At 70.7% G+C, this 12311-nt stretch carries 12 protein-coding genes; 9 read left to right on the forward strand and 3 right to left on the reverse strand.

The genetic code is table 11. From position 1 onward, the window contains the following. The first annotated feature begins 1 nt into the window (after nucleotide 1). Together menD and AB1285_RS02050 are read left to right on the forward strand one after the other, a co-directional pair. The gene (gene menD, locus AB1285_RS02045) at nucleotides 2-1651 is read left to right on the forward strand and encodes a 2-succinyl-5-enolpyruvyl-6-hydroxy-3-cyclohexene-1-carboxylic-acid synthase (RefSeq protein ID WP_259955228.1); all 1650 of its coding nucleotides are present in this window, start codon (nucleotides 2-4) and stop codon (nucleotides 1649-1651) included. 16 nt (nucleotides 1652-1667) lie between these two features. Continuing rightward, nucleotides 1668-2510 (forward strand): polyphosphate kinase 2 family protein, encoded by an 843-nt coding sequence (locus AB1285_RS02050; protein ID WP_370428637.1) that lies wholly within the window; start codon nucleotides 1668-1670, stop codon nucleotides 2508-2510. A 12-nt stretch (nucleotides 2511-2522) separates the two neighbouring features. Here AB1285_RS02050 and AB1285_RS02055 read toward each other — a convergent pair whose 3' ends face one another. Continuing rightward, nucleotides 2523-3773, reverse strand: a complete 1251-nt coding sequence (locus AB1285_RS02055; RefSeq protein WP_292794174.1) for an isochorismate synthase — start codon at nucleotides 3771-3773, stop codon at nucleotides 2523-2525. A gap of 55 nt (nucleotides 3774-3828) precedes the next feature. Between AB1285_RS02055 and AB1285_RS02060 the strand changes: the two genes are divergently transcribed. From AB1285_RS02060 to AB1285_RS02085, 6 genes are read left to right on the forward strand one after another with little or no spacing between them, the layout of a single operon-like run. Beyond that, the gene (locus tag AB1285_RS02060; protein WP_187662290.1) at nucleotides 3829-4392 is read left to right on the forward strand and encodes a hypothetical protein; all 564 of its coding nucleotides are present in this window, start codon (nucleotides 3829-3831) and stop codon (nucleotides 4390-4392) included. Further along, a complete protein-coding gene (locus tag AB1285_RS02065; RefSeq protein ID WP_187662289.1) occupies nucleotides 4389-5108 on the forward strand; it encodes a class I SAM-dependent methyltransferase in 720 nt (239 codons plus the stop codon). The genes AB1285_RS02060 and AB1285_RS02065 overlap by 4 nt, the downstream gene beginning before the upstream one ends. Nucleotides 5109-5151: 43 nt before the next feature. After that, the gene (locus AB1285_RS02070; protein ID WP_187662288.1) at nucleotides 5152-6213 is read left to right on the forward strand and encodes a polyprenyl synthetase family protein; all 1062 of its coding nucleotides are present in this window, start codon (nucleotides 5152-5154) and stop codon (nucleotides 6211-6213) included. Nucleotides 6214-6269: 56 nt separating this feature from the next. Further along, on the forward strand, nucleotides 6270-7643 hold the full coding sequence (locus AB1285_RS02075) for an FAD-dependent oxidoreductase (protein ID WP_268776655.1): 1374 nt from the start codon (nucleotides 6270-6272) through the stop codon (nucleotides 7641-7643). A gap of 60 nt (nucleotides 7644-7703) precedes the next feature. Then, nucleotides 7704-8735 (forward strand): hypothetical protein, encoded by a 1032-nt coding sequence (locus AB1285_RS02080; protein ID WP_370428638.1) that lies wholly within the window; start codon nucleotides 7704-7706, stop codon nucleotides 8733-8735. A gap of 37 nt (nucleotides 8736-8772) precedes the next feature. Then, the gene (locus AB1285_RS02085; RefSeq protein ID WP_370428639.1) at nucleotides 8773-9783 is read left to right on the forward strand and encodes an alpha/beta hydrolase; all 1011 of its coding nucleotides are present in this window, start codon (nucleotides 8773-8775) and stop codon (nucleotides 9781-9783) included. On the opposite strand, the gene AB1285_RS02090 is transcribed toward AB1285_RS02085, so the two are convergent. Beyond that, nucleotides 9774-10406, reverse strand: a complete 633-nt coding sequence (locus AB1285_RS02090) for a GntR family transcriptional regulator (RefSeq protein ID WP_370428640.1) — start codon at nucleotides 10404-10406, stop codon at nucleotides 9774-9776. The two genes, AB1285_RS02085 and AB1285_RS02090, sit on opposite strands and share 10 nt — an antisense overlap. A 569-nt stretch (nucleotides 10407-10975) precedes the next feature. Beyond that, nucleotides 10976-11308: a helix-turn-helix domain-containing protein gene (locus tag AB1285_RS02095; protein ID WP_370428641.1), complete on the reverse strand. Its 333-nt coding sequence runs from the start codon at nucleotides 11306-11308 to the stop codon at nucleotides 10976-10978. Between the two features lie 67 nt (nucleotides 11309-11375). Between AB1285_RS02095 and AB1285_RS02100 the strand changes: the two genes are divergently transcribed. Further along, nucleotides 11376-12239, forward strand: a complete 864-nt coding sequence (locus AB1285_RS02100) for a hypothetical protein (protein WP_370428642.1) — start codon at nucleotides 11376-11378, stop codon at nucleotides 12237-12239. Nucleotides 12240-12311 lie beyond the last annotated feature (72 nt).

The following is a 12311-nucleotide window of genomic DNA, read 5'->3' on the forward strand; positions in this document are numbered from 1 at the left end:
GATGGAGGCCGCGGCCTCCCTGTTCGCCGACCTCGTGTCCCACGGCGTGCGTGACGTCGTCCTCTCGCCGGGGTCGCGTTCGCAGGCTCTTGCGCTCGCCGCGGCGGCCTTCGCCGACGAGGGCCCGCTCCGCGTGCACGTGCGGATCGACGAGCGGGTCGCCGGATTCACCGCCCTGGGCATCGCCAGGGAGACCCGCGTCCCCGTCGCGGTCGTGTGCACCAGCGGCACGGCCGTCGCGAACCTCCTCCCGGCCACGATGGAGGCCTTCCACTCCGGAGTGCCGCTGCTGCTGCTCACCGCGGATCGGCCTCCCGAGCTGCGGGGGGTCGGTGCGAATCAGGCCACCGTCCAGGAGGGGCTCTTCCACCCCTGGGTGCGGGCGCAGATCGACGCCGCCGTCCCCGGGGACGGCGACTGGGACGGCCTCGCCGCGCGAGTGGTCGCCCTCGCGCTCGGAGCGGCGGATGCCGAGTCCGGGCTTCCCGGCGTGGCCGGCCCCGTGCACCTGAACCTGCCCTCCCGCGAGCCGCTGTCGGGCGCGATGCCCTCACGCACGCTGACACCGGGGGAGCCGCCGCGGCTTCCGGAGCCGGAGGCGTTCCCGCTGGAGCGCGGTCCCCGGACGGTCGTCCTGGCGGGCGCCGATGCGGGCGCTGAGGCGGAGGAGGTCGCCCACGTCGGCGGCTGGCCGCTCATCGCGGAGATCGTCAGCGGCGCGCGATTCGGGCGCCAGGTGGTCCACGGGTACCGGCGGCTGCTGTCCCGCGACGACCTCGGCGGGCGCATCGAGCGGGTGGTCGTGCTGGGCCACCCGACGCTCAGCCGCGAGGCCGCGCGCCTGCTCTCCCGCGCGGACGTGGAGGTGGTCGCGGTCCGCAAGGGCGGCGAGGAGCTGAACCTCAACCACCGCACGCGCGCCGTCGCGGCCGTCGCGGTCGCCCCGGGGGAGACCGACAGGGAGTGGCTCGGAGCGTGGATGCGGGCCGCCGCCGCCGAGGCCGTGGATCTCAGTGAGAACGCGCCCGACACCGAAGGGCTCTCCTCCACCGACGTCGCCGCCCGCCGCGTCGCCGTGCGCGCGGAACTCGACGCCGTGCGCCGCCCGCTCGACCGCGAGCGCCTCGTGGATGCGGTGTGGCGGGCCACCTGGCCGCACGACCGCCTCGTGTTCGGATCGTCGCGCCTGGTCCGCGTCGCCGACGAGGTGCTCGGCGGCAAGAAGGTCCCCGTTCACGCCAACCGCGGACTCGCCGGGATCGACGGCACGATCGCCACCGCCACGGGCGTCGCGGTCGCGAGCCAGGCCGCCGGGGCGCCGGGTGTGACCCGGGTGCTGCTCGGCGACCTCGCGTTCCTCCACGACGTCGGTGCGCTGCTGTTCCCGAGTGACGAGACGGAGCCGCGCCTCCAGGTCATCGTCGGCAACGACGGAGGCGGCACGATCTTCGACGGCCTGGAGGTGGCGGGCACCGCCCCCTCCGCGCACCTGGATCGTGTGTTCTACACCCCGCACGGTGTCCGCCTGGAGCACCTCGCGCTCGCCTACGGCTGGGAGTATCAGCGGGTCACCACGCGCACCGCTCTCGACCAGGCGCTGACGACGCCGCGCGGCGGTCGCCAGATCATCGAGGTGCCGCTGCCGCGGTGACTGGCATCATGTGCGTATGAACGCGCACACCTGGACGCAGAACCTGCGGGTGCGGCCCGGCTTCCGCCTCGCCGACGTCGACCCCGAGAGCAAGCCCGGCTACGACCACGGCAAGTCCCGCGGCACGGCCGACCTCGAAGCGGGTCTCGAGCAGCTGAACGACCTGCAGGAGCGGCTGTTCGCCGAGAGCCGGGTGGGCACGGCGCAGGATGCGGTGCTGCTCGTGCTGCAGGCGATGGACTCCGCGGGCAAGGGCGGCATCGTGCGGCACGTGGTCGGCGCTGTCGATCCGCAGGGCGTGGCGCTGGCGGCGTTCAAGGCGCCGACGGAGGAGGAGCGCCGGCACGACTTCCTGTGGCGCGTCGAGAAGCGGCTCCCCGAGCCCGGGTTCATCGGGGTGTTCGACCGCTCGCACTACGAGGACGTGCTCATCGGACGGGTGCGGCAGCTGGCCGATCCCGCGGAGATCGAACGCCGCTACGATGCGATCAACGCGTTCGAGGAGCGCGTCGCGGCCTCCGGCGTCCGCATCGTCAAGGTCATGCTGCACATCTCGCCGGAGGAGCAGAAGGCGCGGCTCATGGAGCGTCTGGAACGGCCGGACAAGCACTGGAAGTACAACCCCGGCGATGTCGACGAGCGGATGCTCTGGCCGCAGTACATGGAGGCGTACCAGACCGTCTTCGACCGCACGTCGACCGAGTCCGCTCCCTGGTACGTCGTGCCGGCGAATGCGAAGTGGTACGCGCGGCTGGCCGTGCAGGAGCTGCTGCTCGCCGCCCTCGAGGACATCGATCCCCAGTGGCCGGTCGCCGACTTCGATGTCGAGGCCGAGAAGAAGCGCCTCGCCGCGAGCTGACCGCGGCGGACGTCAGGCCAGCGCGTCGACGAGGGGACGGAACTTCACCCGCGTCTCGAGGAGTTCGCTCTCCGGATCCGATCCGGCGACGATCCCGGCCCCGGCGTAGGCGGTGACCGTGATCGCGTCCTCGGCCGTCGTGAACTGTGCGCACCGCAGGGCGATGGCCCACTCGCCGTTGCCGTCCGCGTCGACCCAGCCGACCGGCCCGGCGTAGCGGCCGCGGTCGAACGGCTCGAGCTCCCGGATGGCGGCGATGGCCGTCGGTGTCGGAGTGCCCGCGACGGCCGCGGTCGGGTGCAGGGCGCGCACGAGGTCGAGGGCCGAGCGGCCGTTCTCCAGCTCGCCTTCCACGTCGGTCGCGAGATGGAAGAGGTTGGGCAGCTTGAGGAGGAAGGGCTGCTCGCTCGCCGCCAGCGCCCTCGTGTACGGGCGGAGCGACGCGAGCACGCTCTGCACGGCGTACTGGTGCTCGTCGAGGTCCTTGGTGCTGGAGGCGAGGTGCGCGGACGCGGCGGTGTCCGCGTCGGCATCCGCTCCGCGTCCGATCGTGCCGGCGAGCACGCGGGCGGTCACCGTCCGGTCCTGCACGGTGACGAGGGTCTCCGGGCTCGCGCCGATGAGCCCGTCGACCGCGAAGACCCAGGTGTCCGGGTACCCGGTGGCCAGTGCCCGGACGAGTCGCCGCAGGTCGGAGCCCGCGGGGATGGTGCCCTGGAGGTCGCGGGCGAGGACCACCTTGCTGAGCTCGCCGTCCGCGATGCGGGCGAGCGCTCCCCGCACGGCGTCCTGGTAGCCCTGGGGGCTCTGCGCTCCCGGGCCCACGGTGCCGGCCCAGTGCGGTCCGTACTCCGCGGGCTCGACGGCGCCCGGCGCACGGTCGTCGCTGCGACGGATGCGGGTCTCCCAGAAGCGGTCCCCGTGGCGGCCGAGGATCCGCGACGGGATCACGAGCACGCTGTCGGCGTGCGAGTCCTCGTCGAAGGTGAAGGCCCCGAACGCGACGAGCCCGGTCCCGGGGAGTCGCAGCGGATCGGAGACCGCGGCCTCCGCCGAGAGCCCCTGCCAGAGCGCCGCGAGGGATTCGGCGCGGGTGCGTCCCTCCTCGGCCGGCGGGCGGAGCTCGGCGAGCGGCTCGCCCACCGCCACGATCCCGTCGCCGCGGCGGAACCAGGCGAGCGGGCGGGCGGGGTCCGCGAAGGAGAGGAGGTCTTCGACCGGGTCGATCTCTCGGGTCTCCACGACCAGGGGGGTGTGCTGCACGACTCCAGCCTATTCCGCGGGGCGTCGGCGGAGCCCGCGGACGTAGGGTGGGCGGATGAGCGATGCGCGTCCCGCAGCCGGTGCCGAGATGATCTTCCAGTGGCGCAAGTGGGACGGGTCGCCGCACTGGCGTCACGAGTGCGTGTACCTCGGCGCCGACCGGTGGGGCGACTGGGTGGGGCAGCCCGCCGGCTGGCACAGCGCCCGTCCGGGGGCGGAGTTCCATGCGGCCACGCCCAACGTCACCCTCGTCCCGCCGAGCGCCGACTTCGCGCTCACCGTCAATCGCCGCCACCCCCGGGGCATGCGCGTCTACATCGATCTCGGGTGGGACGTCCGGTGGTCGGACGATCCCCTGCTCGCGATCGGCATCGACATGGATCTCGACGTCGTCCGCGTGGAGGGCGAGCGCGGCACCTGGGTCGATGACCGGGACGAATGGGCGGAGCACAGCGCCCGCTACGGGTACCCGGCCACCGTCATGCGGCATCTGGAGGAGCTGGCGCTCGACCTCGAGACGCGGGTCAGGGAGCGCACGGCGCCGTTCGACGACGCCACGGCCGATCCGTGGCTGGACCGGCTGGAAGCGCTGGAGCTCGCGCCTAGACTGGACGCGTGACCGCGAACGACAAGAACCGCGCCGATCTCGGCAAGGACCCCGCCCGCGTCAGCGGCATGTTCGACCAGGTCGCCGCCGGGTACGACCGCACGAACACGGCGATGACGTTCGGCAACGACGCGCTGTGGCGGGCCGCGACCACCCGCGCCGTCGCCCCGAAGCCGGGGGAGCGCATCCTCGACCTCGGCGCGGGGACCGCGTCTTCCTCCGCCTCCCTCGCCCGCAGCGGCGCGCAGGTCGTCGCGGCGGACTTCTCGCCCGGCATGCTCGCCGAGGGTCAGCGCCGCCACGGAGCGATGCGGAACCTCTCCTTCGTGCAGGCGGACGCCACGGCCCTGCCGTTCGCGGACGAAGAGTTCGACGCGGTGACGATGTCCTACGCGCTGCGGAACGTCAACGACCCGAAGAAGGCACTGCGCGAGCTCTACCGGGTGACCAAGCCGGGCGGCCGCCTCGTCATCAACGAGTTCTCCACGCCGCCCGGGAAGCTCTTCCGCGGGGCCTACCGGTTCTACAACGCGCAGGTGCTCCCGCGCGTGGCCCGCGTCGCCGGCACGAACGGCGACGCCTACGACTATCTGAACGAGTCGATCCGCGACTGGCCCGACCAGAAGCGGCTGTCCGAATGGATCAGGGAGGCGGGCTGGCGCGACGTCGCGTACCGCAACCTCACCTTCGGCATCGTGGCCCTGCACCGGGCTCGCAAGCCCGCGTGACCACGGCGCGAACGGCGGCACCCGACGCAGGTAGGCTGGGACCGTGACTTCGAGCCCCAGCGCCCCGGGTTCGCGACTCGCGAGCCGTCTCGGCTTCAGCGATCGCGTCTTCGTCGGTCCCGCCGCGCGTCGCATCGCCCGCACCATCGAGGACGGACTGGAGCTGGTGGAGACCGGGCTCGCGGACGACGTCCGCGTCGCCGACCCGCTCGCCGACGCCGCCAGCCGCTACCTCTACGAGGCCGGTGGCAAGCGCATCCGTCCCGTGCTCACGCTGCTCGCGGCCCAACTCGGCGACGGGAACACCCGAGAGGTGATCGACGTCGCGAAGGCGCTGGAGATCACGCACCTCGGGTCGCTCTACCACGATGACGTCATGGACGGCGCCGACCGCCGACGGGGGGTTCCCGCCGCGCAGACGGTGTGGGGCAACAACATCGCCATCCTCACCGGCGACATCCTCTTCTCGCGGGCCAGCCAGCTCATGTCCCGCCTGGGTGAGCGGGCCATCCGACTCCAGGCCGATACGTTCGAGCGCCTGGTCCTCGGGCAGATGCACGAGACCCTCGGCCCGCAGCCGGACGACGACCCGATCGCGTTCTACATCCAGGTCCTCGCCGACAAGACCGGTTCGCTGATCGCGGCGGCCACCCAGGGCGGCGTGATCTTCTCGAACGCCCCCGCGGAGTACGAGGAGCCGCTGCGCGCCTACGGCGAGAAGATCGGTGTCGCCTTCCAGCTGCTCGACGACGTGATCGACCTGTCGGCCAAGCCCGAGGAGACCGGCAAGGTCCCGGGGACCGACCTCCGCGCCGGCGTCCCGACCATGCCGTACCTCCTGCTCAAGGCGGAGGACGACGACGCCGCGGCCGATCTCGCCGCCCGCATCGACGACGGCGTGGCCCTCATCGCCGACGGCGCCGACCCCGCCATCCTCGACGGACCGCTGGACGAGCTCCGCGACCACGCCGTCACCCAGAAGACACTCGAGCTCGCCCACGCCTGGACGCAGGAGGCGATCGACGCCCTCACCGCCCTTCCGCGCGGCACCGTGCGCGAAGCGCTCACCCGATTCGCCGAGACCCTCGCCGAGCGCTCCAGCTGACATCGCGCGGGCCGAAGGCCCGGGTGTCTGCCGCGACGGCACACGAAAGGACCTCCATGACCAAGCTGAGACTGGCCATCGTGGGTGCAGGCCCCGCGGGCATCTACGCCGCGGACATCCTGCTGAAAGCCGAGCGCAAGTTCGACGTGTCCATCGACCTGTTCGAGCAGCTCCCCGCCCCGTACGGACTCGTCCGGTACGGCGTCGCCCCCGACCATCCCCGCATCAAGGGCATCATCACCGCCCTGCGCGACGTGCTCGACCGCGGCGACATCCGCCTCTTCGGCAACGTCCGCTTCGGTGAGGACATCACGCTCGACGACCTCAAGAAGCACTACAACGCGGTCATCTTCGCTACCGGAGCGATCCGCGACACGTCGCTGGACATCCCCGGCATCGACGCGGTGGGCTCCTACGGCGCCGCCGACTACGTGAGCTGGTTCGACGGGCACCCCGACGTGCCGCGCGAGTGGCCGCTGGACGCCGCGTCGGTGGCGGTCCTCGGCAACGGCAACGTCGCCCTCGACGTCTCCCGCATGCTCGCGAAGCACGCCGAAGACCTCCTCGTCACCGAGGTCCCCGAGAACGTGTACGAGGGCCTCAAGGCGAGCGCCGTCACGGACGTGCACGTGTTCGGCCGCCGAGGCCCGGCTCAGGTGAAGTTCACGCCGCTGGAGCTCCGCGAACTGGGGGAGCTGCGCGACGTCGACATGGTCGTCTACGACGAGGACTTCGACTACGACGAGGCCTCGAAGGACGCGGTCGCGAGCAACAAGCAGGTCATGGTCATCGACCGCATCCTGCAGTCGTGGCGCACGCGCGACTCCGTCAACAATTCCGGCGGCACGGCATCGCGCCGCCTGCACCTGCATTTCTGGGCCCGCCCGGTCGAGGTCCGCACCGACGAGAACGGCCGTGTCGCGGCCCTCGTGTACGAGCGCACCCAGCCGGACGGCCAGGGTGGTGCGGTCGGCACCGGGGAGCTGCGCGAGGTGCCCGTGCAGGCGCTGTACCGCGCGATCGGCTACTTCGGCTCGCCGCTGCCCGGTGTCCCCTTCGACAAGAAGCACGGCGTCATCCCGAACCACGAGGGCCAGGTGCTCGCGAAGGACTCCAACGATCGCGTGCCCGGCGTGTACGCGACCGGCTGGATCAAGCGCGGCCCCGTCGGCCTCATCGGCCACACGAAGTCCGACGCCATGGAGACCGTCCGTCACCTCATCAACGACCAGGGCTCGTGGTGGCACCCGGAGGACCCGTCCGAGGAGGCCATCCCGGCACTGCTCGCCGAGCGCGGCGTCGCCTGGACCGATCTGGACGGCTGGCACCGCCTCGACGAGCACGAGATCGGCCTCGGCGCGCCCCAGGAGCGGGCGCGTGTGAAGGTCGTCCCGCGCGACGAGATGGTGCGCGTCTCCCGCGGCGAGTGAGTCGTCTCGGCGCCGGGGCGTGCTCCCGGCGCCGGGTCCCCGCAGCCCTAGGCTGAGGCCATGCGACCTCGTGCACTCCTGGCCCTCGGCGCCGTGGCCGTGCTCCTGCTGTCCGGCTGTGCGCCCGAACCCGAGGTGAAGCCGACCGGGACGCCGTCGGCCGCGATCACGCCCGCCCCGACGGACGCGGCGGCGCAGGCGCCCACCCCGGCTTTCGACGTGGACTGCGCCGATGTCGAGGCGGCGATGTCGACCGCCGGCGGCGATGTCGGCGGTGAGGTGGCCGAGGTGCTCGGCGTGTGGTCGTCGCCGAGCTGGTACCCCGGTCCGGCGCAGCACATGTTCCAGCGGGCGGGCGGGATCGCCTGCTCGGCGGGAACGGCGGAGCACAACTGGGAGGTCACGATCCTCCCCGGGGCCGATGAAACGGTCGCGGGCGCGGAGTCGCGCGGCGGCTACTACGGTGAGGAATCCCGCTGCGAGAGCGGCGGGTACTGCTTCTTCCAGCTCCTCGACGGCGAGGTGCTCGTGTCGGCGACCGTCGTGGACCCGGAGAAGGGGCCGGACGACACCGCGGCGTTCGAGGAGGCTCTGCGCGGACTCGGCACCGCAGCCGTGGCGTCGCTGCGGGAGGTGGATGTGCCGGAGAGCCCGGTGGAGGGTGTGGACTGCACGCGGTTCCTCACCGCGACGGAGCTCGCGGAGCAGGTCGACGCCGAGGTGTACGTCGTCGACGCGTTCGGCGGGTGGTCCATTCCGGCCGAGGTCTACCAGGAGCGCAACGGTGCGCGGATCTGTTACTACGCCTCCGGGGACGACGAATACGCCGCGCAGGGGTACATCATGCTCACCACGCTGCCCGGTGGCGCGTGGGCGTTCGACGAGCTCGAGGGCGAGGAGGAGATCGAGGTCGAGGGAGCGGATGCCGCCCGCACCGGCGTCGACGAACTCCGCCGTCCGGTGCTGGATCTCCGCGTGGGCGCGGACTGGCTGCGTCTCACGACGTTCGACGGGTCCGGAATCGACGACCTCGCGCCGATCGCGGCCACCATCGCGGACGACTTCGCCGTGGCCCGTCCCGGCGGACAATGACCGCCGTGGGCTAGCCTGGGCGCGAGGGGGAGGACGCATGGCCGAGTGGGTTCCGGATGTTCTCGGCGATGAGTTCGCCCAGCTCACCCTCGACCTCGGCAGCGACGAGCAGGGTCCTGTGGTCGCCACTCTCGTGCGGGCTCTGCCGACTCCCGTCCCGTGGTGGGAGCGTGCCCGGCGCCGTCGCCCGCTGCTGGAGGGCGTGGACGTGCTGTACGTCCACGGATGGTCGGACTACTTCTTCCAGAAGCGGTTGGCGCGGTTCTGGACGGCTCGCGGCGCCCGCTTCTTCGCCCTCGATCTGCGCAAGTACGGGCGCAGTCTTCGGGAAGGACAGACCCCGGGCTACATCACCGATCTGTCCACCTATGATGAGGACATCGCCGCGGCCCTGGACGTCATGGGACGCGGCGACGGCGGCGAGGAGAGCGGTCGTCGTCTGATCCTGTTCGGACACTCGACCGGGGGCCTGACACTGAGCCTATGGGCGTCGCGGCATCCCGGTGCGGCCGATGCCCTCGTCCTCAACAGTCCCTGGCTCGAGTTCCAGTTCGCCCCCGTGCGGGCCGCCATCGCTCCGATGGTGGAGTTCCAGGCGCGGATCCGGCCGCTCGACGTCGCGCCGCAGATCGACCTCGGCTACTACACGCGGGCGCAGCAGGAGGTGGCCGACCCGGACGACCCGATGGAGGTCAACACCGCGTGGCGCCCGGTGCAGACGATGGCCGTCTACGCCGGGTGGCTCAACGCGATCCTCTCCGGGCACAAGACCGTCGCGGCAGGTCTGAACATCGCGGCACCGGTCTGCGTGCTGCTGTCGGCGCGGTTCGTTCCGCCGACCCGCTGGTCGGAGGAGCTCACCTCGGCCGACTCCGTTCTCGTCGTCGACGACATCGCCCGCGCAGCCCTGCGGCTGGGCTCCACGGTGACGGTCGAACGGATCGACGGCGCCCTGCACGACGTCTTCCTGTCCCGGCACGACGCCCGGGAGGACGCCTACCGTCGCCTGCACCGCTGGGTCGTCGGCTGGCGCGCCGCTCACACGTAGTACATCGCGCGGGCGAGACGCTCCGCCTCGTCGCCGTCGCCGCTGCGCACCGCCTCGGCGAAGTCGGCATACACCTCGCGCATGCGTTCGCGATCGCCGGGACGCACGACCCATCCGCGCAGGTTCCGGGTCACGGCCACGGCGACATCGCCGATGAGCATCCGGTGCTGGCGGTTGCCGCTGTGGTCGGCGAGGTAGGCGAAGACCGCCCATCGCGCCCGTGCCGTCGATGCGCCGTCGGCGAGCGAGTCCTGCATCCGCGCGATGAGCTCCAGGACCCGCTCGCGGTGGACGGCGCTGAGTCGCGGCACCGCCATCCGGGCGGTGATCCCGCCCTGATAGCCGGCGAACTCCAGCGATTCGGCCACGACCTGCGGCGTGACCATCGTCACCTCCGTGTACCGGCTCGGGTACATCGTCACCAGTCCCAGGCGCTCCAGGCGCTGGAGTGCTTCGCGCACGGGCGTCCGCGAGACGTGGAGTTCGTCCGCCACGTCGACGTCCCGGATCCGGTCACCCTCGGCGAACTCTCCCTCCGTGATCAGCCGCCCGATGTGGTGGAACACCTCATCCGCCAGCAGCTGCTTGTTCTCTCCGATGCTTCTCGACTCGATCTGCCCCATGGCCCAGCCCCCGGTCGTTCTTGGTCTGCCACCGGCGTCCACTCCCGGGCGGTGAGGGGAGCGACGGTCGCAGGATTGCCGTCATGCCTCCACGGGGGGCCGATCCGCGTGGGGGCGCGCAGCGGGCGGGGAGGCTTGTCATGAACCCGGGACCGGTCGACGTGCGACGCCGGCAGACCCCAAGCCGACGCGAGCTTCGGGGGCCCGCGCCGCTCCCTCCCCTGAGTCGGCGTGGCATCCTCGAAGCGCATCCACCGCGGCGATCGGGTGTCGGACGGGGATGGCGTCGGAGTCGTGACGAGTCACGACCGCTTCCAGTCTCGACGAAGAACACCGATATCTCGATATGCGTTAACCGGAGAAAAGAAGGGGCTCGGGATGACTCCCGAGCCCCGACCGCCGACGCGAGTGTTGTCAGCGGTAGTTGATGAACAGTGCCCGATTGGTTGGTGATCGTTGCTGGCTAACGTGTCCGCTGGGATTCCGCGGGATTGGGCGTTGGCAGTGGCTGGCCGATGATGGTCAGATCGGCATGTTTTGCGGACTCCGTGCGGACTGAATCGCATTATTCATGAAAGCCGTCGACGCCTGAACGAACCTCGTGGCTGGCTCCATGCATCGCGGCTCGGCGCAGACAGCGGCGCGACCCCCAAGGGACGGTCCGTCCCGAAGCGCTCTGCGAGCGCGGCTGAAAGCATGATGTCCTGCGCCGTGATGCCAATGAACGCTGCGACCTTCTCTAGCTCTGCTGTCGTGAAGGGGTATGCGCCGGACATACGGCCGTAGATCGTTGGTCTGGTCAGGCCTAGGACGTCTACGAGTTCGCTGGGCTTCTTGTTCGCCCGAGCTAGCTCGGCCCTGACGGCTCCTGCCACCGCGGATTGGAAGGTCTGGTCGCCCATCTGGTCGAGAGTAGCGGGACGGCCAACAAACAGTGTGGAGAGCGACCAGAGATAGGATCTGTGTCCCATGGAGCTTGTCTACGAGCGGCTGCCAGCGCCAGCGGACGAGGAATCTGAATGGTTGTACTGGGACCCGCCTCGGAAGCGCTGGCATCGGGTCATCCTTCTCACGGTCCCCGAGTCGCCTACGCGAGTGCGCATCCAACATCTCGACGCCGACATGCGTGGGAAAGCAGAGTGGGTGCCGGCCAGACGATGCAAGGTGCCATGGAGTCTGCGTGATGCGTTTGATGCGACGAAGGCCGCGTGGACCCGGTTGGCCTCACATGATCCCGAAGCCTCATATCGCCGCGCTGCGGAGTTTGTCACCCTTGAGCTCCTTGAGGAGTCGATCGCGACTCCTGCTCTCCGCTCGGCCGCCCTCGAAATCTCCAACCTCGACGGACTCAGCGCAGCGACAGGTATCGCCACGCGCGAGCTTTCCGGCCACCCCGACACCATCGTCGAGGGCGGTGTCACCTACGTGCCCTGGCCCACCGTCGCTCGTGTTGTACAGGAGCTTTGCCGGCGTTACCCGGACGCAATCACGAGCTACGTCTCGCAGCGCGAGCGGGAGGAGCACGAGCTCAGTATTCGTCGTCAGGCAGAGGGCGGAGCTTGGTACGACGACGAGACCTTCGCAGATGATCGGTTTGCCAAGAGGGTCAAACGGTGGGCGAGGGAAGATCAAGCCATGCGGCGGATTCTGATGCAGTGGGCGGACGTCGACATGCCGGGCATCGCGAGCCGCTACGCGGAACTGCGTGACCGCCACATCGAACTCACGCTGGCCATTCTCCCTGCCCTCGACCAACTTTCCCGAATTCGCTCTCGAAAATCTGACCTCATCGCCTCTGAGATTCGATCGATCATCGCTCAGCCGTTGCCTTGATGGGCTATTACACACGCGCGCTCACAGACGAGCACCGAACGCTTAAGCGGCAGAGGCCGCCATCGCGACGAG

Source organism: Microbacterium sp. NRRL B-14842 (genome assembly GCF_050470785.1).